This is a genomic window from Enterobacter sp. A103, from assembly GCF_034427535.1.
GTDB classification, from domain to species: Bacteria; Pseudomonadota; Gammaproteobacteria; order Enterobacterales; family Enterobacteriaceae; genus Enterobacter; species Enterobacter asburiae_B.
On sequence record NZ_JAXQPQ010000014.1, the window covers coordinates 13,189 to 33,150 of the forward strand.

Annotated in this window: 24 protein-coding genes; all 24 read left to right on the plus strand. The window is 54.9% G+C overall.

The window, feature by feature from the left end; genetic code table 11:
• Positions 1–55: 55 nt before the first annotated feature.
• The 24 genes from traV (at position 56) to SPH27_RS21630 (ending at position 19,891) form a co-directional block, all read left to right on the plus strand.
• Complete coding sequence (gene traV, locus SPH27_RS21515) at positions 56–610, plus strand: type IV conjugative transfer system lipoprotein TraV (protein ID WP_322435803.1); 555 nt, start codon at positions 56–58, stop codon at positions 608–610.
• The gene (locus tag SPH27_RS21520; protein WP_247825555.1) at positions 607–861 is read left to right on the plus strand and encodes a hypothetical protein; all 255 of its coding nucleotides are present in this window, start codon (positions 607–609) and stop codon (positions 859–861) included. Before traV ends, SPH27_RS21520 begins: the two co-directional genes overlap by 4 nt.
• A complete protein-coding gene (traC, locus tag SPH27_RS21525; protein ID WP_247825556.1) occupies positions 858–3,467 on the plus strand; it encodes a type IV secretion system protein TraC in 2,610 nt (869 codons plus the stop codon). The genes SPH27_RS21520 and traC overlap by 4 nt, the downstream gene beginning before the upstream one ends.
• Positions 3,464–3,877 (plus strand): type-F conjugative transfer system protein TrbI, encoded by a 414-nt coding sequence (gene trbI, locus SPH27_RS21530; RefSeq protein WP_322435804.1) that lies wholly within the window; start codon positions 3,464–3,466, stop codon positions 3,875–3,877. The genes traC and trbI overlap by 4 nt, the downstream gene beginning before the upstream one ends.
• Positions 3,874–4,509 carry a type-F conjugative transfer system protein TraW gene (gene traW, locus SPH27_RS21535; RefSeq protein WP_322435805.1) on the plus strand — a complete coding sequence of 212 codons (636 nt, stop codon included), beginning with the start codon at positions 3,874–3,876 and terminating at the stop codon, positions 4,507–4,509. The genes trbI and traW overlap by 4 nt, the downstream gene beginning before the upstream one ends.
• A complete protein-coding gene (locus SPH27_RS21540; RefSeq protein WP_032638128.1) occupies positions 4,506–4,898 on the plus strand; it encodes a hypothetical protein in 393 nt (130 codons plus the stop codon). Before traW ends, SPH27_RS21540 begins: the two co-directional genes overlap by 4 nt.
• Complete coding sequence (locus SPH27_RS21545; protein ID WP_181368458.1) at positions 4,889–5,167, plus strand: hypothetical protein; 279 nt, start codon at positions 4,889–4,891, stop codon at positions 5,165–5,167. Before SPH27_RS21540 ends, SPH27_RS21545 begins: the two co-directional genes overlap by 10 nt.
• The gene (locus SPH27_RS21550) at positions 5,158–6,171 is read left to right on the plus strand and encodes a hypothetical protein (protein ID WP_322435806.1); all 1,014 of its coding nucleotides are present in this window, start codon (positions 5,158–5,160) and stop codon (positions 6,169–6,171) included. The genes SPH27_RS21545 and SPH27_RS21550 overlap by 10 nt, the downstream gene beginning before the upstream one ends.
• Before the next feature lie 103 nt (positions 6,172–6,274).
• On the plus strand, positions 6,275–6,490 hold the full coding sequence (locus SPH27_RS21555; RefSeq protein ID WP_047650740.1) for a hypothetical protein: 216 nt from the start codon (positions 6,275–6,277) through the stop codon (positions 6,488–6,490).
• A gap of 54 nt (positions 6,491–6,544) precedes the next feature.
• The gene (locus SPH27_RS21560; protein ID WP_322435807.1) at positions 6,545–6,868 is read left to right on the plus strand and encodes a hypothetical protein; all 324 of its coding nucleotides are present in this window, start codon (positions 6,545–6,547) and stop codon (positions 6,866–6,868) included.
• Positions 6,865–7,863: a conjugal transfer pilus assembly protein TraU gene (gene traU / locus SPH27_RS21565; RefSeq protein ID WP_032656090.1), complete on the plus strand. Its 999-nt coding sequence runs from the start codon at positions 6,865–6,867 to the stop codon at positions 7,861–7,863. The genes SPH27_RS21560 and traU overlap by 4 nt, the downstream gene beginning before the upstream one ends.
• A 10-nt stretch (positions 7,864–7,873) precedes the next feature.
• Positions 7,874–8,497, plus strand: coding sequence for a type-F conjugative transfer system pilin assembly protein TrbC (gene trbC, locus SPH27_RS21570; protein ID WP_322435808.1), 624 nt, complete (start codon positions 7,874–7,876; stop codon positions 8,495–8,497).
• Positions 8,494–10,353 (plus strand): type-F conjugative transfer system mating-pair stabilization protein TraN, encoded by a 1,860-nt coding sequence (gene traN, locus SPH27_RS21575; protein ID WP_322435809.1) that lies wholly within the window; start codon positions 8,494–8,496, stop codon positions 10,351–10,353. Before trbC ends, traN begins: the two co-directional genes overlap by 4 nt.
• Positions 10,350–11,132, plus strand: coding sequence for a type-F conjugative transfer system pilin assembly protein TraF (gene traF, locus SPH27_RS21580; protein WP_063409494.1), 783 nt, complete (start codon positions 10,350–10,352; stop codon positions 11,130–11,132). The genes traN and traF overlap by 4 nt, the downstream gene beginning before the upstream one ends.
• 9 nt (positions 11,133–11,141) lie before the next feature.
• Positions 11,142–11,630: a hypothetical protein gene (locus tag SPH27_RS21585; RefSeq protein ID WP_322435810.1), complete on the plus strand. Its 489-nt coding sequence runs from the start codon at positions 11,142–11,144 to the stop codon at positions 11,628–11,630.
• Complete coding sequence (locus tag SPH27_RS21590) at positions 11,627–11,845, plus strand: hypothetical protein (RefSeq protein WP_149289624.1); 219 nt, start codon at positions 11,627–11,629, stop codon at positions 11,843–11,845. Before SPH27_RS21585 ends, SPH27_RS21590 begins: the two co-directional genes overlap by 4 nt.
• Entirely contained in the window at positions 11,835–12,443 is a 609-nt protein-coding gene (locus SPH27_RS21595) for a type-F conjugative transfer system pilin assembly thiol-disulfide isomerase TrbB (protein WP_234651807.1), read from the plus strand. Before SPH27_RS21590 ends, SPH27_RS21595 begins: the two co-directional genes overlap by 11 nt.
• A 17-nt stretch (positions 12,444–12,460) precedes the next feature.
• Positions 12,461–12,724, plus strand: a complete 264-nt coding sequence (locus SPH27_RS21600) for a hypothetical protein (protein ID WP_032641305.1) — start codon at positions 12,461–12,463, stop codon at positions 12,722–12,724.
• Complete coding sequence (locus SPH27_RS21605) at positions 12,721–13,125, plus strand: hypothetical protein (protein ID WP_322435813.1); 405 nt, start codon at positions 12,721–12,723, stop codon at positions 13,123–13,125. Before SPH27_RS21600 ends, SPH27_RS21605 begins: the two co-directional genes overlap by 4 nt.
• Positions 13,118–14,482: a conjugal transfer pilus assembly protein TraH gene (gene traH, locus SPH27_RS21610; RefSeq protein WP_148577026.1), complete on the plus strand. Its 1,365-nt coding sequence runs from the start codon at positions 13,118–13,120 to the stop codon at positions 14,480–14,482. Before SPH27_RS21605 ends, traH begins: the two co-directional genes overlap by 8 nt.
• Positions 14,482–17,793, plus strand: coding sequence for a conjugal transfer mating-pair stabilization protein TraG (traG, locus tag SPH27_RS21615; RefSeq protein ID WP_322435814.1), 3,312 nt, complete (start codon positions 14,482–14,484; stop codon positions 17,791–17,793). Before traH ends, traG begins: the two co-directional genes overlap by 1 nt.
• An 8-nt stretch (positions 17,794–17,801) precedes the next feature.
• On the plus strand, positions 17,802–18,374 hold the full coding sequence (locus tag SPH27_RS21620; RefSeq protein ID WP_322435815.1) for a hypothetical protein: 573 nt from the start codon (positions 17,802–17,804) through the stop codon (positions 18,372–18,374).
• A 281-nt stretch (positions 18,375–18,655) separates the two neighbouring features.
• Positions 18,656–19,387, plus strand: a complete 732-nt coding sequence (gene traT, locus SPH27_RS21625; protein WP_322435816.1) for a conjugal transfer complement resistance protein TraT — start codon at positions 18,656–18,658, stop codon at positions 19,385–19,387.
• A 321-nt stretch (positions 19,388–19,708) separates the two neighbouring features.
• Entirely contained in the window at positions 19,709–19,891 is a 183-nt protein-coding gene (locus tag SPH27_RS21630) for a hypothetical protein (RefSeq protein WP_322435817.1), read from the plus strand.
• Positions 19,892–19,962: the final 71 nt, after the last annotated feature.

A 19,962-nucleotide genomic window follows, 5' to 3' on the forward strand; every position in this document is an offset into this window, starting at 1 on the left:
AAACTGAGTATTACCCCTCCCTGAATACCCCTTAAATTAAAACCGGAGTTACCCCATGAAAAATCTACTGGGTGCTGCACTGCTGTGCAGCGCACTGACCGGCTGCGCCGGTCTCAATTCTGATTTCGACTGCAACAAGACCGCGACCGACCAGTGCCTGACTACCGGTGAGGCCAACAAGCTGGCCGCTCAGGGTAAAAGTCTGGATGACCTGACGGCAGAGAAAACCGCAAAAAAGCCTGCGGGTGAAACCCTGCCGGCACTGCGCAATTCAGCACCGGTTGTGAATCCCTTCCGTCCTGTCTCCGCCGCAGCAATCGGAACCAACGCCGCTAAGCCTGCAGCATCGCGCCCTCTGACCTCTGCGCCGGCGAAATCGTCTGGCTCGCTGGTCACGCCGTTGGCCACATCCAGTCATGCGACCCCTGTGCCGGTTAACACGGCGGGCCGCGTTCCGGTTCAGCGTATTCCTGACGCCACGCAGCGCCTGTGGATTGCCCCCTGGGTGGATACGGACGACAACTTTCATCAGCCGGCTGTGGTCGAGTTCGTGAAAAACAAATCCCACTGGGATGAGAGCTATCGCGTCATCGGGGAGGGCGGAGAATGAGCAGCCACTACATTTCCGGCATGAACGGCGTCGATCATCTGGCGAAATCGTTAGTCCATTCACGGAAAGGAACGACGCAAATCACCGCCACACAGTCAGTCGATACCGACGATGAAACGCTGGCCGTTCTGAGCGTGAGCTGTGACTGGCAGATTAAAACTGCCGGTGATGCAACGCACTCCGGCCAGATGAACGAAGAGAAGCTGCGTCGCCTGGAGTTAATCCGGGCCGCTGCGGAGGGCCGAAAATGAGTTTTGTCGACAGCCTGATGGATATGCTGAAAAACGGGAAAGAGGAAGACGGTGCAGCAACGGCCCGCAACAACCTTTCCCAGACCTGGGACTATCCGTCCCTGGTCGCTGCGCTGCCTTACCGGTATTACGACGACAGGAATGAAATTTTCGTCAACGCCGGCTCTGCGGGCTTCATTATGGAGGCTGCCCCGCTTCCCGGCGCGAACGAGCAGGTGATGGCCGCTCTCGATGACATGCTGCGTAAGAAGCTTCCCCGCGAGACCCCTGTGACCGTCATTATGCTTGCCAGCAAGTGTGTCGGGGAACGCATCGATCGCGGCGTGAGTAACGACATGTGGAAAGGGGGAATGTCCGAACACCTCAATAAAATCACCCGCGCGTTCTGGCAGCGTTCCGCGCTGCACGGCCTGGCCAATGAACGTGAATACCCGCTCTACCTGCGTAACTACCGTATCTTTATTGTCTACGGTCAGCCCATTAAGCGCGCTTCACAGGTTCAGCGGGTGATGGATGACCTGATTCAGATACGCAACACCATCCGCGTCTCTCTGGGGGCCGCGCGCATCGACAGCATGAACACCGATGTGCACGCTTTCCTGTCTGCGGTACGCGAGCAGATGAACTACCGTCAGGAACAGGTGCTGACGTCCTCCGGGGACTACAACGAGGATGAGAAACTCAACCGCCAGGTGGTTGATCCCGGGATTGACCTGAGGGTGCATCCATCGCATATCCGGATGGCGCTGCCGGAAACCATTGACGCGCGCGGGACTCGTCTTCCGGCATCGGCATGCCGCATCATCAACATGCAGCTTGCTAAAAACCCGCGTCGATTCGCGCTCTGGCAGGGGGCTGACAATCTCCAGAACCTGCGTTTTCCCGATCTTGGGATACCCTGTCCCTTCATGCTGACCTGGACGACGGCCCTGGAAGAACAGACCAAAAGCCAGAGCGAGGCTTTCCGTAAAGACCAGGACCTGTCGAAAAAAGCCAACTCAGCCTATGCAGCGCTCTTTCCCGGTACAAAAAAAGCGGCAGAAGAATGGCGACGTACCCGTGAACAGCTGCACAGCAATGAAATCGCGCTATGCAACACCTACTTCAACCTGACCCTGTTCGCGCCGGACGATAATACCGAGGCGCAGAAGTGTGAACTTGCCGCCGTCAACGTGTTCCGTAAGAACGAGCTGGAAATGGTGACGATACAGTACCAACAGATGCGTAACTGGCTGGCCAGCTTCCCGTTCGTCATGCAGGAAGGGATGTGGGAAGACCTGAAGATGACGGGGGCAACGCTGCGCGCCAAGTCATGGAACGCGGTGAGTCTGATGCCGGTCGTCGCCGAACGTCAGCTGTCCAACGTGGGTATGCCGCTGCCGACCTACCGCAACCAGGTGGCGTTCTACGACATGTTTGGCGAGGAGAACGGCAGTACCAACTTTAACATCGCGGTCACCGGCACTTCAGGGGCAGGGAAATCGTTTCTGATACAGGGGGTGCTGCGCGATGTATTGAACGCCGATGGTTACGGCTGGGTTATCGACATGGGGGACAGCTACAAGAACTACTGTCACCAGGCCGGCGGGGTCTACCTCGATGGCTCCAAGCTGCGCTTTAACCCGTTTGCCAACGTTACGGACATCAAACATTCTGCGGAGGGGATTGTGCGCCTGCTGACGGTACTCGCCAGTCCGACGCAGCCGCTGGATGGCGTCTGTGAAGCAATCCTGCAGAAAGCGGTAATGGATGCGTGGGAGAAGAAGGCAAACAAAGCCCGTATCGACGACGTTCATAATTACCTGACCAATGAGGACGTGAATCAGGCGTCCGCAGATAAGCCGACCATCATCGCGCGCCTTGCTGAGCTGGCCATGCTGCTCGAGACCTACTGCACCTGGGGACCCGACGGAGAATACTTCAACGCCGACACCCCGACGCTCGATGGTGAAACCCGCTTCGCGGTGCTGGAGCTGCTGAGCCTGGAAGACAAGCCGAAGCTGCTCTCGTCCATCCTGTTCTCACTCATTCTGGCGATTCAGGAAAAGATGTACCACAGCCCGCGCGACCTCAAAAAAGTCTGCATCATCGACGAGGCCTGGCGCCTGCTGGGTGGCTCCAACCCGCACGCGGCACGGTTTATCGAAACAGGCTACCGCACCGTACGTCGTCACCGTGGCGCGTTTATCACCATCACCCAGGGCATTAAGGACTTCAGCGCCAGTAAGGAAGCGGAAGCCGCCTGGAACAACAGCTCCACCAAAATCACCCTCTTGCAGGATGCGAAGGCGTTTAAACAGTACCTTGCCGATAACCCGGATCAGTTCTCGGACATGGAAAAAGAAGTTATCCGTGGCTTCCAGCCAGCCCTGCAGACCGGCTACAGCTCCCTGCTGATAAATGCCGGTGAATACAGCTCCTTCCATCGCCTGTTCGTCGATCCCGTGACGCGTGCCATGTTCAGCTCGCGCGGCGAGGACTTTGCTTTCATGCAGAAAGCGCAGAAAGAAGCGGGGGCAACTGCGGAAGAAGCGGCGTATATGCTGGCGGAGAAAAAATACGGCAGTGAACTTCGTGAACTTGAAGAGTGGGTGAAAGCAGCATGAGTGAGCAACAGGACAAGCCGTATGACGGCGACACCGTCCGCGACGGTGTAACAATCGCCAGCAAAACATCCCGCTGGGTTAAAGCCAGCATGCTGAGGCTGGCGGGACTTCTGGTTATGACAGGCGTGGCATATGTGACGGCGAAAGCCGTCACCCCGGAGGTGGTGGTCTTCGACATGAAGGGTACGGTGGACCTCTTTAAGCAGCAGTCCGCGCAGCTGCCGCTCGATGAAGGTCGGGCAAAAGCGATGACAGTGCAGTTCAACGCGGCGCTAACGGACAGCCTCACGGAATGGCAGGCTTCACATAACGCCATCATCCTGGTGAAACCGGCGGTGATAAGCCCGCAGCGCGATATCACGAATGAAATCCGTGTTGATATCGCACGACGCACCCAGGGGGGCCAGTGAAAAAAAGACTGCAGCTGACGGCCATGATGCTGCTGATGCTCTCCGCCGGCAGCGGGGCGAAAGATCTCGGTACCTGGGGCAACGTCTTCGAGCCTGCAGAGCAGGACATGCTGGCGTTTATCCAGAATCGCCTGAAGGGAATGGAGCAGACGGGCGAGCTGGACCGCCTTCGCAAAGAGGCAACGGAAAGAGTGAAGGAGCATGCGGTACGTCCGACGCCGGTGGAAGGGCTCACGAAAGCGAAGGAATACCGCAGCTTTGCCTGGGACCCGACATTTACCGTGAAGGAGACGATCACAGACATGCAGGGCAACGTGATCGTTCGCAAGGGTGACACGGTCAATCCTCTGGATAAGGTGCCCTTCAGCCAGGTGCTCTTTTTTATCGACGGCGATGATAAGGAGCAGGTGAACTGGGCACGACAGCAGCTCGCCGGCCAGACCAGCGTGAAGGTCATCCTGGTGAACGGCAACATCAAAGAAACCAGTGATGCGCTGAATGAACGTATCTACTTCGACCAGTCTGGCGTACTGACCCGTAAATTCGGTTTTGAACACATCCCTGCGCGTATATCGCGCGACGGCCACGTGATGAAAGTGGAAGAGATTCCGGTATCAGGAGCGAAAAAATGAGTGCAACAACGTTAGGTGACCTGTTTCCCGAAATGCGTCAGGCGGTCACATCCCATCGACGTTACGGCAGAAAACCGCGCAAACCCGCTGAGATAACGCCGCGCATGGGAACAGCAGAACGACTGAAGACGCTGTACCCCGAAATTGACTCCTGGCATCCGGTACTGGTGACCAAAGCCTGGCTCCACTGGTGTGAGCAGAACCAGCAGGACAGCCGGGAGCCGTCCAGGCGTGATGAACGTTTCCCCGACTACATCATTCACCTCTTACTGGAGAACATGCGGGCCGAGGACAGCGCGAAACGTAAAAAAGGCCCGACGCTGTCACTTTCCGAGCGTCTCGACAGGTTGTTTGCAGGCGAAGGGCAGGAGAACGCCGAATGTCACTGATACACAATACCGCTGTGTCGCCAGCATCTCAGCATATGGCTGGTCACAATGCTGATACCAAAAGCTGTGACGAAACCGTAAATCAACTCTGTCAGCTGTACCCTGAGATCGCTTCATGGCAACCGGCGCTGATCGCCGGTGCCTGGCACCAGTGGTGCGCGAATAACCAGCGTCAGCCTATAGCGCCGGAAGAACGAGATGAGGCGTTTCCCCTGTACCTCGTCAGGCTTATCCGTAACAGAATGGAGGAGATGAACGCATGGCGTTAATCAGCTGCTTCACCGGCCCTCAGGGGCTGCAGGGGATGCTCACCTGTTTGCGTGATACTGAGGGCATGACCGGTATTCTGGTCGTCGTTGCGCTACTCGCTGGCTGGATTGTTGTTCAGCATCTTGTAGATGCACGCCGTGAACGCCGTGCGTGGGAGAGCAGACCGGGAATACCTGTCCCTCTGGCGCAATTTGGCAGTGCCCGACATGCCGAAGCGGTTCATGCATTTGCTAACCGGGAATACTACCAGTTGCTACTGGCTGAACTGGAAAAGGCATTGACTGAAGAGGGCTATGTACTGACGCGTGATGAATCACTGCGCGTGACGATGCCAGAGGTCGATCGGCAAAAAATCAGCCGCCGGATTTTCAGGGCGCGACAGTGTTATACATCACCGAGAGTAACTGAGCAGACGATGCAGGACAGCGAAGATGCGGCAGTGAACGATGGGTACGCCGGCACATGGCTCAGCGTACTTATCCGGGGCAATGAGCGGGAAGGGTGGTACATCAGCCGACTGATGACCGACTGGCAAAAACAGATGTGGCCCGTCAGGCAGGTGATCATCAATGTGACGTCTGATACGTCGACAATCACACGTGATCTGGTTCGGGGATTGAAAGAGGCCGTGCAAATGGTGAGTCGCGCACCGTTCCCTGAAAACGATAATGTTATCAGTCTTTGCACTGTGCCCGTAGCATCCCCGGATCTACAGGTAACGCTGCTGCGTCAGTTGTGCAGTACGCCTCCAGGGTTCTTTCCTGAATTTGCCGGGCGGAACGTACCAGAGGAGCTGGCGAAGTTGATTGCTGTACCACAGGACGAAGAAAAGCGGGTTGTTGCTGTCTTCGCGCAGATAACCTCCCCACATTCAACAGAGATGTTAGTCCGGTATCTGAATGCTGCCGCTGACCGTATTTCCGTCGGGGAGGAGCAAACTGCTGAGTACGATGATGACAATGGTTATGCCTTAATTGTCACTCGTACTATTAAAGCTCACTGACTCAACCGCGCGGCCTTTCAGGATGTTCGGTGCTCACTGCGTTGCGCTCCGCCTCAGCCTGAATGTCATCCCGGTTTCCGATTAACCCCGACCAGGTAACGCCATGAAAAAAGACCCTGTTACTGAAAAGGGCCGGAATGTCACCTCAGTACGTCACGATGAGGGTTCGGCCCGACAGATGGATGAAATCCTCAACGATAATCCACTGTACAAACCCTCGCATGTTCTGCGCGGCGCCATTCTTGCCCTGTACGAAATGAGCCAGGAAGAACGTCTGGCCATCATCATGAAAGCGGCCGGTAAAGCCAATAACCACTGATCCCTTTTAAGCCCTTCCGCCGTCCGGTGGTTGCGGCACTCCCGGAGATACCCCATGACTCACCCTGAACCTGTCAGGCCGGTGACGGTTACCCGTGACCGCAACGGCTTCTGGACGCACCCTCATTATTTTGCACCCGCCAGTGATAAGGCCACACAGACTGAATTTGGCGACTGGATGCGCCAGCACAATCTGACCTGCGCCACCCGCTGGATGGAAAACGACGCGCCTCCCCAGGTGATCGCCGACTGGGAGAAAGGGAAACAAAACATCATTGACTGGCACCCTTCCGCGCCAGAGGGCGATGGCTGGTTCATTGGCTCCATTCATGACACTGAGGACGGCCCGGTCTGTGTGTGGCTGCGGGAGGTGAAATGAAGCGTTTCTCATGGCTTGCCGGCGTGATGCTGGTCCTGCTTTCCTGGATGCCAGCTCAGGCAACGGCCGCAGCCAGCAACGCGGGTGATGGCCGCTGGGTTAACCCGATAAGCGATGTCTGCTGGAAGTGTCTGTTTCCGATGACGCTCGGCAATATTCAGCTGGCCGCCGGTCCACAAAAGGATACCAACAACCCGGCTTCGCCGATCCAGATTTGTCCATATGGTGTGTTTTATCGTATCGGTCTGGCCATCGGGTTCTGGGAGCCAATGGCGATGGTGGACGTAACCCGTGAGCCTGGCGTCATGGTCAACATGGGCGGCTTTAAAATCGATCTCGGACGAACGGGAACGGGAACCGCAGGGCAGAGTGACCGGCCCGCTGCCGGCACGTTCTACCATGTTCACTGGTACAAATACCCGCTGATTTTCTGGCTGAACATCATCACCAGCCTGGGGTGTCTGCAGACCGGCGACATGGATATTGCCTATCTCTCCGAAGTTGATCCTCTCTGGAATGACAGCACCCTCTCGATGCTGATTAACCCCGAGGCAGCGCTGTTCGGCAACCTGATCGCTCAGGGGGCCTGTGCTGCTGACGCAGCTGCATCATCAGCTGGCCTTCCTCTGTCGCCGCTGTTCTGGTGTGCAGGTAGTCAGGGTTCTATCTACCCGCTAACAGGTTTTACCAGCGGTGAATTTTCTCCGCTCGAGGCCTCTCTGTTGGTCGGAGAGCGAATGGCCTTCAAGATGCATCGTGAGGGACTGGTATGGAACTCCGTGGGCGCGGACGTCGCCGTATGTAACCAGTATCCATCCCCGATCATCCCGAAAGAGCGATGGCGATACCAGATGGTAAACATGTACCCCGAACCGGGCAACTGCCATCCCTTCGGGGCCAGCACGCAGCTCTGGGGCACAACGCATAACTCTCCATCCTCCAAAAAGAACTTCGGCTACCTCTTCTGGCGCAAACGTAACTGCGTATTCCTTTAAGGACATGACAATGAAAAACGCTTATCTCCGGGCGCTGACGATCAGCGTCATGATTGCTTTCGCGCCGCTGGCCCTGGCGAGCGCCCAGACCGATATCTCCGTCTCCGACCATAGCTGGATCAAAGGTCAGCAGGATGCGCTGGCAGCGATGAAGGAAGACCTGCAGGAGCATCCGGCTGCCGCACCCGTCCTGCCGCAGCAGCAACTGGACCTGATTAACCGCCTGCAGGGCAATATCGCAGCCCGGACCAGCAAGATGGGGGAAAAAGACACGTTCCCGGCTATTTACTTTGTGAGCCTCGGTATTCCACGTGAAGGTCTGCTGCCCATGCTGAAGGATGCCCGCCGCTACAACATTCCGCCAACGCTGCGCGGCCTGGTTAATAACGACATGCGACAGACCGCGGCGGCAATGTTTGAGCTGAGTAAGGAGGACAAGGACGCTGGCGTGCAAATCGATCCAACGTTGTTCACTCAGTACAACATCACCACAGTACCCGCCCTGGTGGTGACCTGCCCTGGCCACTATGACGTCATCAGGGGAAGTCTGCCCCTGCAGCAGGCTCTCGAAAAAGTAGCTGAAAGTGGTGATTGTGCGGCAACGGCACGCCATCTTCTGGAGGCCGGAAAATGAAAAAAATGCTTTCAACGGTGCTGATGCTTTTTCCGCTTTTGGCTGGCGCAGCTGATCCTGCCTTTGAGGCGGGATCGAGCTTTGGCAAAGGCAATGCTTCCGCCGGGACGGGAGCCCTGAAAAATCCGGATACCGTCACGGGGGCAATACCAGGCTATACCGCTAACCCACCGGAGAAAGGGTACTACGGCGGCGTGGATGGCGGTGACGGTGGGCTCGCCAACAAAGGGCAGGCCGCTCTGCAGGGCAATGACGCAGCGCAGTCGGTTATCAACTCCGGAAAAACGAACCCGACGCCCGCCATCGACCCGAACGCACCTTTCATCACTATCGGTAAAAATGCGGAAGCCGGCGCTGACGGTGTTCTAAACGGGACTGCGAACCAGTGTAAGGAGGTGACGGTATCGAAAACCACCTTTGAAAATTATACCTGCGATAAGGATGTGGCATCAGTGGAAGCCTGTTCAAGAACGGCAACACCTGGCGGACATACTTCCACCACGACAGTGCAGAAAACTTTCACACTGACGGCGGCCAATGGTGATGTTGTTTTTACGAATAACGGTACTGCTCTCAGTTTTAGTTTTAAAGCGCCGGCATCAGGACCGGTGATCAGCGCGCATTTTTACTGGTCGGATCGCGATGTCAATGCCGGGAAAATCTCCTGGTGGGGCGTCAGTCAGACGATTGTCGGAAAAGCCTTTAACTGGGAAATGCCGGGCGCTCCGGGGACACCGTTGTCGCAGGGGGGGGCCTTACCTGCCGGTTCCTATCAAAGCACCGGGTGTGTTAGCGGAAAGCAGGATGTTTGTAGAAAACATATCCGTGAGCAGATAGCTGACTTTCAGTCCGGCGCGTCAGGCTTCACGCTCGTGCTCGTTATGAATGCGGTCGAGACTACCTTTGTCCCGGAAGTGAACTGGACTTCATCCTGTGGCCTGGATATGTCAAAGGCGCGGAAAACGACGTCAACCTGCACCTCTCCGGGAGGAAATAAAACCATTGTTAACAATGGTCAGAGCTATAACGTTTACAGCGACTGCTGGCAGTACACCGATAACTATGTCGTGCCGTCAGATTCCACCGGAACCTGCGGAACGTTGATGACAAACCCGTCCTGTACGGCGGCAGGCAATACCTGCACCGAATCGACCGACGGGCAGTGTACCCACATGAGCTACACCTACCAGTGTCAGACCACGCATCAGTCGGGCGGCCTGGTCTGCGGCGGCGACTACATCTGTAAGTCAGGAGAGTGTGACGACACCAATGGTGCCGGAAGCAGCGGTTTTGATACGGCGGTGGCCAAACTGGCCGGTCTTGCCTCGGCAGCTGAAGACGCAAAAGACGCCAGCAGTACCATTGAGGTTAAAGCCTTCACGGGGAAAGCCATGCGCTGCCGTAAGGCCTTTGCAGGATTCTCTAACTGCTGCAAAGACTCTGGCTGGGGACAAAGCGCCGGGCTGGCCGCATGTGATGATGAAGAAAAGGCTATAGGGAAGGCGAAGGCGAAGAAAATTACCGTCAGCGTCGGCGAGCGGTGTGATCGCCAGGTGCTGGGCGCCTGCATCCAGAAAAGTCAGGTCTACTGCGTCTTTGACGGCAAGCTTGCCCGCATCATTCAGGAGCAGGGGCGTCGCGACCAGCTGGGCGTTAAGTTCGGCAGCGGCGACAGCCCGAACTGCCGGGGGATCACTGTCCCGGAGCTGCAGCGTATCGACTTCGACAAAATCAACTTCTCTGACTTCTACGAGGATTTGATGAAGAACCAGAAAATCCCCGATACCAGCACGCAGGTCCAGCAGATTAAAGAGCGCATTGCCGCGCAGGTGAATCAGCAGGGAGGTGGTAAATGAAGCGTGTCCTCTGTGGCCTGCTTATGGCGCTGACGAGCCATACGGTGATGGCCGAGGAGATTGTGACGCCGGCAGAGCCGTTCACCGGCTGGTCCTGGTACAACGAGCCGAAAAAGCCGCCGGAGCAGTCCAGAAAGCCACAACAGCCTGCACCGCAGGCCATTCCGGATCTCAGCAAAATGTCCCCGATGGAGCAGGCCCGGGTGCTGAAAGGATACACCCAGGAGGCGCTTAACCGCGCCATTCTGTTCCCCTCGCGGGAAAACACGGCGACGTTCCTGCGCTGGCAGAAGTTCTGGACAGATCGGGCATCGATGTTCAGCCAGTCCTTTGCGGCGGCGCAGCTGAGCCACCCGGACCTCGACTATAACCTGGAGTATCCGCACTACAACAGCATGGCGCCGTTTATGCAGACCCGCGACCAGCAGACGCGGCAGAGCGCCGTGGAGCAGCTGGCGCAGCAGTACGGTCTGTTCTACTTCTACCGGGGCAGTGACCCGATTGACGTTCAGATGGCGGGGGTGGTGGCGGACTTTGCGAAAACAAACGGAATTTCGCTTATCCCGGTATCGGTTGATGGCCAGGTGGCAGCCTCCCTGCCGCAGAGCCGTCCGGATACGGGGCAGTCCCGGTCGATGAATATTACGCACTTCCCGGCGCTCTACCTTGTTGACCCACGGAGCAAGAATTACCGCGCGCTGTCTTACGGCTTCATGACGCAGGATGACCTGTCGAAGCGATTCCTGAACGTGGCCACCGGCTTTAAACCCAATTCCTGAGAGCCTTTTATGACAAAAACACTGTTTACCCTCATCCGCGATGCAGGGCGGGCGGCCCTGTATTCCTTCGTCCTCGGCCCGGCACTGGCGCTGTATGTGTTTGTGATGCTGGCGGCGTCAGACGGCTCACTTTCCCGGCAATTCCTGACGACCTTTCATGACCTGACTGACGGTGCACCGGCTGGCAAGGTAATGGGGTGTGTGAATGAAAATGTAATGACAGTACGTTTCTCGCCACCAGAACCCGGAGAGAAGTTAAATCCAGCTCCTGCGCTGGAGAAAGCTCCGCCTGAAGTGTTGTGTCAGCGAGGCCCTGTGGACAGCGATTCGTGGGCGCGTGCGACAGATGCAACGTTGCTCAACTTCTGGTTAATGTCGGTGATGCTTGGCTTTGGCGTGTGGTTTGTACTCCGAGGCCCGAGCCTGGCCGCCCGAAAGAAAATTTCACCAGACACGCATTCGATTTTGGCACGGCAGAACAAGGAGACACACGAATGAAACCCGCTATTCTCGCAGGACTGATTTTCTGGGGCACGATGGCGCGCGTACTGAGCGAGCTGATGACCTGGTCGGTTGAGCATACGCAGCAGGGGCTCTTATGGCTCTGCAATGGTATGTGGGCCGGGGCGGCTGGCATGGTGGTGTATGCCGTGTATCGCTGGTTCCGTGACGAAAGAGGGCAAACGCATAAGGAAGGCGACCATGAACATTAAAACCGGACTCACGGCTCTGCTGATGTGCCTGCCCTTGCTGGCGAACGCCGGGGCGCGCGAGGAGTTAAAGGCGCTTGAAGCGACAAAAATGGCCTCTGCTGACGCTGCTACCGTCACCGCCTCCACCATTCCGGTTCCCGCGCCAGCCAGCCTGATGGCGCTACCGGACGGACGTCGGGCTAACATGAAAGATTATGCCGTGGTGCTCTTTATGCAGGCGCATTGTCAGTACAGCGCTAAATTTGACCCGCTGCTGAAGGGCTGGGCAGATGAACATGCCATCAGGGTGTACCCGTACACCCTTGACGGGGGTGGGGACGTATCTTATCCGACCCCAATGATCCCACGTAAGACGGACCCAAACTCCCCTATCGCAGACGAGATTGTCACCTTCTTCGGAAACGGTTTGCCAATTGCGACACCGACGGCCTTTATGGTCAACGTCAACACCCTGAAAGCCTATCCACTCACCCAGGGCGTGATGGACATCCCCGCACTTGAAAGTCGGATGGCCAGCCTGATTCAGGCAGACATGGATAACGTCGATCCGAAGATGCTGCCGCCAATGCCGGCAAGCGCGCAGGTCACCCCTCAGTAATACAAACGGACTACAAAATGACGACAAACACGTATGCGTTATCGCGTACCGAGCGCGTGTGGCTGTTATTCAGCGTGACGCTGCTTGTGTCCGCAGCATTCTACGGGGTGCTCGCCCACCGGGTGGTCAGCGTTATGGACCGCCCTGAACTGACAACCTGTCTGCAGGACTTTCCGGTGCTCCTGCTCATCTCGCTGAGCATCGGATTCTTTTTCACCGTCACCGGGCTTTACGTCTGCCGGCAGACCCTGGCCAGGAAACCCCGGGAGGAGATTGCATGAGGCTTACCAGACTGAAGACGTTTATCCGGAACCAGGCTTTCGCGATAGTGAAAGACTGTAGTGCGGATACTGAAGCCCGAAAATGGACGGATTTGTTAACCCTTAAACTGTTTTATGCCTTAATTTTTACCGCCGTAGTCGAAAGGGTATACGTGACGCGCGCCATCACAACGCTCAGTGCGATGTCCGTTGACCGCGCCGAACAGTTCACGCTCTCGCTTCTCATCCACTATCCGCAGTACCTGTTGTGGGGCGTTATGGCCGCGATTATCGCGCTCATTGCGGTGAATTTACTCGTCTGCAGCTGGCTCAGTCTGGCCAGATGTCTTTGCCGCAAAATTAACCGTGCTGACAGCCCGGCAGGCAAGAATACGCAAGCTGTGGAGGTGCCAAATGATTAAGGCGCTTATTACGGCAGGGATCGTGTTCTTCTCAGGCCTGGCTGCTCTGCCTGCTCAGGCGGACGTCAACGGCGATCTGAACGGTTTCTTCAATAATCTGGGCTACAGCGGCAACGTGACTCAGGCGCAGGCCTGGCAGGGGCAGGCGGCAGGGTACTTCTCCGGTGGCTCGGTATACCTCCGGAACCCCGTAAAAAACGTCCAGCTGATCTCGATGCAGCTGCCTTCCCTTAACGCCGGCTGCGGCGGTATCGATGCCTATCTCGGGTCGTTCAGTATGATCAGCGGCGAGGAAATCCAGCGATTCGTGAAGCAAATCATGAGCAACGCCGCCGGCTATGCTTTCGATCTGGCCCTGCAGACGATGGTACCGGAGCTGAAGCAGGCTAAAGATTTCCTGCAGAAACTGGCCAGTGATGTTAACTCCATGAACATGAGTTCATGCCAGGCTGCTCAGGGCATCATCGGCGGGTTGTGGCCAGTGACGCAGGTCTCCCAGCAGAAAATCTGCCAGGACATTGCCGGCGAAACCAACATGTTCTCCGACTGGGCGGCTTCCCGTCAGGGTTGTACCGTCGGAGGACAGGGCGACAAAGTCACGGCTAAAGCCGGTGATGCTGAGAAGGATCAGGTGCTGAAGAACAAAAACCTTATCTGGGACACCCTCAGTAAGAATGGCCTTCTCGGCAACGACCGCGCGCTGAAGGAGCTGGTCATGAGTACCGTCGGCTCCATCATTTTCAACAAGAATGGCGATGTGACAATTCTGACGCCACTGGTTGATAACCGCGACCTGATTAAAGTCCTGATGCGCGGGGGAACGGCGAAGGTCTACGGATGTGACGAATCCACACTGTGTCTGGGACCTGTTGTCACCAATCTGACGATTTCCGAGTCCAACGCTCTGGTTACGCTGGTTAAAAACCTGATGCTCTCAATGCAGAACAAGCTGGTCGACGATACTGCGCTGACCGATCAGGAAAAAGGCTTTGTGAACACCACCTCTGTACCGGTGCTGAAGTATCTGACTAACGCCCAGAGTATGGGGATGAGCGCCACGTACCTTCTGCAGGTCTCCGACTTCATTGCCCAGGACCTGATGATTCAGTACCTCCAGGAGCTGGTGAAACAGGCAAGCCTGTCTCTGGCTGGCAAGAACTTCCCTGAAGAAGCTGCCGCAAAACTACGCGACAACATTATTCATGCGCAGGGACTGCTGGCCGACATGAAGCTGCAGTCTGCGGCAGACCAGAACGCGCTGGACGGTATCGACCGCAACATGCAGTACCTGCAGCAGCAGGTGTCCACCATTGTTTCAGGCTCCTATCAAAGCAACTATCACTGGGGTGATCGCTGATGCTTGAGATATACACCATTTATGGCGGGGGAATGTGGACAACGGCGCTGGACGCCGTTGTCACCCTTGTCGGTCAGAATACTTTCCACACCTTACTGCGTATTGCCAGCACCTTTGGGGTGCTGGCCGTACTGCTTACCTTCATCAAACAACGTAACCCGATGGTTTTCGTCCAGTGGCTGGCGGTCTTCATGATCCTGACATCCATCCTGCTGGTACCGAAACGCTCAGTGCAGGTCATTGACCTCTCTGATCCGGGGGCGGTCTGGGTCACCGATAACGTACCGGTTGGCCTGGCGGCTATCGCTTCTCTTACTACCAGTATCGGGTACAAGATGGCGTCGGTTTACGACATGCTGATGGCCAGACCCGACTCAGTGACCTACAGCAAAACCGGGATGCTTTTTGGCTCGCAGATTGTGGCGGAGACGAGTGACTTTTCCACGCAAAACCCGGAGCTGGCGCAGATGCTGCCGGATTACGTGGAAAACTGCGTGATCGGCGACATTCTACTTAACGGTAAATACACCATCAATCAGCTGCTCAATTCCACTGACCCGCTGACGCTGATAACCAGTAACCCAAGCCCGCTGCGGGGCATTTTTAAGATGACCTCCACCTCGCGCCAGTTCCTGACCTGCCAGCAGGCCGCAACGGAGATCCAGAAGCTGGCCAATACTGACGTTAACCCGGGCAGTGCGACGTTCACCTGGCTGACCAGAAAGGTTTTCGGCAACAAGCTGAATGGCGCGTCGCTTCTGGCCAACTCAATGGGGGACAGTTATGGGTTCTTCTATGCCGGTGGTATGACTGCTGCGCAGATCATGAAGAACAACATCACGAACAGTGCAGTTAGGCAGGGTATTAAAGGGTTTGCGGCTCGCTCATCCGATACGGCTAACCTGCTTAATCTGGCCACCGAGAACGCTGCAACCAAACAGCGCCTCGCCTGGGCTGCAGGTAACGAGCTGGCGACCCGCACGCTGCCGTTCGCACAGTCCCTGCTGATGCTTATCCTTGTGTGCCTGTTCCCGCTGATGATTGCGCTGGCCGCATCCAATCACACGATGTTTGGTCTGAACACCCTGAAAATATACATTTCCGGGTTTATCTACTTCCAGATGTGGCCGGTTATGTTCGCCATTCTTAACTATGCCGCCAACTACTGGCTGCAGAGTCAGTCCGGGGGCACGCCCCTGGTGCTGGCCAATAAGGATGTGGTTGCGCTGCAGCATTCGGACGTGGCGAATCTGGCTGGGTATCTGTCCCTTTCCATTCCGGTGCTGTCGTTCTATCTGACCAAAGGTGCTGCGGCGATGGGCTCTCAGGTGGCAGGGAGCGTACTCAGCTCGGGCGCCTTCACGTCAGCAGGTGTGGCAGCGACCACAGCGGATGGAAACTGGTCGTTTAACAACATGTCGATGGACAATGTCAGCCAGAACAAGATGGATACCAACCTGATGCAGCGTCAGGGGCAGCAAACCTGGCAGGCGGATAATGGCTCCACGCAGACTCAGACGGCCGGTGGCCATACGGTTATCGACGGCTCGGGTGCAATGTCGAATCTGCCGGTGAACATGAAGCTCAGCCAGTTGGCCAGCAGTGGTTTCCAGGAGTCAGCTCGCCAGTCGCAGGTACAGGCGCAGACTGCTCTCGATGGCTACAACCACAGCGTTACCAGTGGCTGGTCGCAGCTCTCACAGCTGTCTCATCAGACCGGTACCAGCGACAGCCTGATCAAAGGCAGCGAAAACAGCCAGGCCACAAACGCGACGCGTGGTGCCAGCATGATGATGTCTGCCGCTGAAAGCTATGCGAAAGCGAATAACATCTCTACGCAGGAAGCTTACAACCAGCTGATGTCAAAATCACAGGAAGGTAGCTTCAATACTGGCGGCAAAATTTATGCTAAAGCTGATTCTGGCGATTCAGCAATAGGGAAAATTGGCAAATGGACTGTAGGTGCTAGCGGAGGGATTGAGGGGCATATGGGAGTTGAATATAAAGGCTCTGATGGTAGCTCTCATGGAACACAAGATACAAACTCTCTTGCTCAAGATATGCGCCACGACAAAAATAGCCAGGCAGTTAATGACTTCCGCCAGGGTATGGATATGGTTAAAAGCAGCCGTATAACCGATGGCGCTAATCATTCTGAGAATGCTGCAAGCAGCAATGTTCAGCAGCTTGCCGCAACACTCAATGATGCTGAAAGCCAGTACCATCAGTACACCACCAGTTCGACGCAGAGTAACGAGTTCAGCCGTATGGCCACCGTTGCGCAGAATCAGAGTGCAAGCCTCGATACGAACTATACGCAGGAGTTTGTGGACTGGGCGGCGAATAAATACGGTGATAAGGCTCAGTCCATGCTGACAAGTGCGCCGTCGGCGCGAGAAGCAGCAATGGAATTCGTTAACGAGCGTCTTAAACCAGAAATTATGGGCGACTATCAGCAGGGGAGAGCGGATCTTAAAAGCGGTAATGAGCATGCTGCATTCAGCGGTGAGCATATTGTTCAGCCAGCGGATGGCAGTCAACAGGAATCTGGTGCATCTGGTCATGATGCTGGAGTCAGTTACAGCTCTCAGGATGGCGGTACTCATAGCTGGGGAGGAGTTGGCAGTGCCCAGATTCACGGAACGACTCAGGGCGCGGAATATGGAGGCCAGCAGGGTGGGGATTATTCTTCCAGAACAGACGATTCTGTTTCACCGGGTATTGAGCATTCAACTGTCCATCAAGGACAGGCAGCCGGACAGAGAAGCAGCTCGGGTAATATCACCTCGTCAGCCGGCATGGTTGTTGCAGGTGGACGCACCACTGCAGATGAAAGAACCGGCAACATTACCGAATCTCAGCCGGAGTTCCATCATTCAGCAGCCGTCAGGGAGCAAGGAACCACGCATAGCCAGGGGAGTGAAATTACTCATAGCACTTCAGGAATTAATGTTGGCGGCGAAAAAGTTCGTGGTGATGCTATGCAGGAGTCCTTCAAAGAAAACCAGGCTAGACTGCACGAACATTCCTCGCAGGGTTTTGGTCCTCAGAATGAGTTACAGCGCCGAGTGGCGGAACAAAGATCTGAAAATGAGCATAAAATCAACGAATCTGCTGGGGAAATTGGCAAAAAACAATCCACTGTTCAAGTATCCAGTGATATATTAAGTGGAGAACATGCGAATGCTCAGTCAAAATTCGCAAAAGGATATGAAAGTGAAAAAGGACGTCAAGATTTCATTCCTGAGGAGGCCAGCGATGCTGATGTAAAATCTAGGCTTGCTGAAATTCGCAGGAAAACAGGTTCATAGGAGTTTATATGACAATTACACAGGCAGATGTAAATAAAGATATTTGTATGTTGGCTTCTAGCATAGAAGATGAAAATCGGCCATTGGTTAGTCCTATACAAGCTTTGAAGATTAGTATGCTATGGCCATTAAGTTGCGCTGCTGTTTATGCAATTTCTGTCTCTTGGGCTATTTATAACTTTACGCCACATATTGATCATTTCGACAATATGACGACCCTAACAGGCGAGTACGGGTTTGTCCTTGCAGCCTGTGCATTAGCTATTGTATTTTGTCTGTTCATAGGTGCGTCACTTTATGGACCTGCGCTTGCATACCTATCGCTAAGCAAAGAAGCTAGAGACAAATCTCTAATCATAGGCCGATTAAAAAAAGTCACAATGAAGCTAGGTATGTTCTTCCTCGTCTGTAACATAGGGATAGCGGTTTTTTCAATTAAATTCCCTTCGGTTTTAGTCATTTCACCTTTTTCAATTATTGTGTCATTTTTGATCACGCAAGGTGTTGTTGGTGCTGAGGTTTCCAGATATGGAATTAGTGCAATTTTTGGCAAGTTGAATAAATTGGCTAAAAAGATCTAAACATAGGGATAGTGGTTCGGGTTCTATCTTTATAGGTATAGCTCGCACTTTCATTCTACTATTTTGAATTCAAGACTCATGCTTAAGAGCAAACCTATCAGAAATTATCTCATTTCCTACCATCATTGTTCGAAGAGATAATTGTTATGCCCCTCTAAAATTTAGTAGTAATCGACGATAAGTCTTACGCTTAACCTAAATCTCAATTCAAATCAGCCGATAACGTCTCTGTTAGCTATATCTCGCTAACGGGGACGTTTTTCTATGCACAGGATGAATTCATGAAATTAAAACAATTAGCCGTTGTTGGTCTGATCGCGTCTACTCTCGCTCTGTCTGGTTGTGGTGCCATGTCCACAGCGGTGAAGAAACGTAATCTCGATGTCAAAACCCAGATGAGTGAAACCATCTGGCTGGAGCCATCATCAGAGAAGACTGTTTATTTGCAGATCCGTAATACCTCTGACAAGGATATGTCTGGTCTGCAGTCACAAATTACAAATGAACTGGCCGCGAAAGGCTACCGCGTCTCCAGCTCTCCGGACACGGCCTACTACTGGATTCAGGCAAACGTACTGAAAGCTGAAAAAATGGATCTGCGCGATGCCCAGGGGTTCCTTAAGACCGGGTATGAAGGTGCGGCAATGGGTGCGGCACTGGGCGCGGGTATTACGGCGTATAACTCGTCGTCAGCTGGCGCAACGCTGGGTGTAGGGCTGGCCACCGGGCTGATTGGTATGGCTGCAGATGCAATGGTTGAAGACGTGAACTACACGATGGTGACCGATCTGCAAATCTCCGAGCGCAGCAAAGCGGCCGTCACGACCGACAATATTGCCGCCCTTAAGCAGGGAACGTCCGGCATTAAGCTGCAGACCAGCACTGAGCAGGGCAACCGCGCTAAATACCAGACCCGCGTGGTATCCAACGCCAACAAGGTGAATCTCAAGTTTGAAGAGGCGAAACCTGTCCTGGAAGCGCAGCTGGCCAAGTCCATCGCTGGCATCATGTAATACCCTGCGGTTGCGGCGGTCGTCGCAGCCGTTCTCCTTCCCAAGCTGATTTTTAACCGTGCGCATTTCGGGCAGGGTGCGTCAGTGCTTTCTGTCAGTTACCAGTAATTACGCTTCCTCGCATGACTGCGCCAGGCGCAGCCCTGCCTGCGGCGAGCGTTGCGTCCTTAACTTCAAAGGAGTTCGTCCATCATGATGCATCAGATATATGAACGTGCAGATTACTCAGCTGAATTCTGGTCGCTTATCCATCTTGAAAGCGAGCTGATGGTAGCGAAGGCCTAGATTAATGTATTTGGTTCACTTCCTGAGGGGCAGGGAATGACCATCATTGCTTGCTGGGCTGGCTATGAATTCACTCTTTATGGTCTGGAACCCCGGGAGTGGCACTCAGCGGCTTATAAGGATGTGGCCACTTCAGTCCGTTCTGTGGCTGCATACATTAATAAACAGGACTGGGAGGACGGGTGCCAGCAGGCCAGATATGAGCTGAGCCTGATGTAATAAACCGGCGCTTTACCCTCGCGATACCACCTTTTACAGCAACCTTTTCAACGTTTCTTCTCTGATAACAC

Excerpts from the sequence above, each read along its gene's own strand:
- trbI (WP_322435804.1), top strand. The coding sequence starts at position 3,464 with ATGAGTGAGCAACAGGACAAGCCGTATGACGGCGACACCGTCCGCGAC.
- traT (WP_322435816.1), top strand. The coding sequence starts at position 18,656 with ATGAAATTAAAACAATTAGCCGTTGTTGGTCTGATCGCGTCTACTCTC.
- SPH27_RS21545 (WP_181368458.1), top strand. The coding sequence starts at position 4,889 with ATGTCACTGATACACAATACCGCTGTGTCGCCAGCATCTCAGCATATG.
- SPH27_RS21555 (WP_047650740.1), top strand. The coding sequence starts at position 6,275 with ATGAAAAAAGACCCTGTTACTGAAAAGGGCCGGAATGTCACCTCAGTA.
- SPH27_RS21520 (WP_247825555.1), top strand. The coding sequence starts at position 607 with ATGAGCAGCCACTACATTTCCGGCATGAACGGCGTCGATCATCTGGCG.
- traC (WP_247825556.1), top strand. The coding sequence starts at position 858 with ATGAGTTTTGTCGACAGCCTGATGGATATGCTGAAAAACGGGAAAGAG.
- traG (WP_322435814.1), top strand. The coding sequence starts at position 14,482 with ATGCTTGAGATATACACCATTTATGGCGGGGGAATGTGGACAACGGCG.
- traN (WP_322435809.1), top strand. The coding sequence starts at position 8,494 with ATGAAAAAAATGCTTTCAACGGTGCTGATGCTTTTTCCGCTTTTGGCT.
- SPH27_RS21600 (WP_032641305.1), top strand. The coding sequence starts at position 12,461 with ATGACGACAAACACGTATGCGTTATCGCGTACCGAGCGCGTGTGGCTG.
- SPH27_RS21540 (WP_032638128.1), top strand. The coding sequence starts at position 4,506 with ATGAGTGCAACAACGTTAGGTGACCTGTTTCCCGAAATGCGTCAGGCG.
- SPH27_RS21560 (WP_322435807.1), top strand. The coding sequence starts at position 6,545 with ATGACTCACCCTGAACCTGTCAGGCCGGTGACGGTTACCCGTGACCGC.
- traV (WP_322435803.1), top strand. The coding sequence starts at position 56 with ATGAAAAATCTACTGGGTGCTGCACTGCTGTGCAGCGCACTGACCGGC.
- SPH27_RS21585 (WP_322435810.1), top strand. The coding sequence starts at position 11,142 with ATGACAAAAACACTGTTTACCCTCATCCGCGATGCAGGGCGGGCGGCC.
- SPH27_RS21630 (WP_322435817.1), top strand. The coding sequence starts at position 19,709 with ATGACCATCATTGCTTGCTGGGCTGGCTATGAATTCACTCTTTATGGT.
- SPH27_RS21605 (WP_322435813.1), top strand. The coding sequence starts at position 12,721 with ATGAGGCTTACCAGACTGAAGACGTTTATCCGGAACCAGGCTTTCGCG.
- traH (WP_148577026.1), top strand. The coding sequence starts at position 13,118 with ATGATTAAGGCGCTTATTACGGCAGGGATCGTGTTCTTCTCAGGCCTG.
- traF (WP_063409494.1), top strand. The coding sequence starts at position 10,350 with ATGAAGCGTGTCCTCTGTGGCCTGCTTATGGCGCTGACGAGCCATACG.
- trbC (WP_322435808.1), top strand. The coding sequence starts at position 7,874 with ATGAAAAACGCTTATCTCCGGGCGCTGACGATCAGCGTCATGATTGCT.
- SPH27_RS21590 (WP_149289624.1), top strand. The coding sequence starts at position 11,627 with ATGAAACCCGCTATTCTCGCAGGACTGATTTTCTGGGGCACGATGGCG.
- SPH27_RS21620 (WP_322435815.1), top strand. The coding sequence starts at position 17,802 with ATGACAATTACACAGGCAGATGTAAATAAAGATATTTGTATGTTGGCT.
- traU (WP_032656090.1), top strand. The coding sequence starts at position 6,865 with ATGAAGCGTTTCTCATGGCTTGCCGGCGTGATGCTGGTCCTGCTTTCC.
- SPH27_RS21595 (WP_234651807.1), top strand. The coding sequence starts at position 11,835 with ATGAACATTAAAACCGGACTCACGGCTCTGCTGATGTGCCTGCCCTTG.
- SPH27_RS21550 (WP_322435806.1), top strand. The coding sequence starts at position 5,158 with ATGGCGTTAATCAGCTGCTTCACCGGCCCTCAGGGGCTGCAGGGGATG.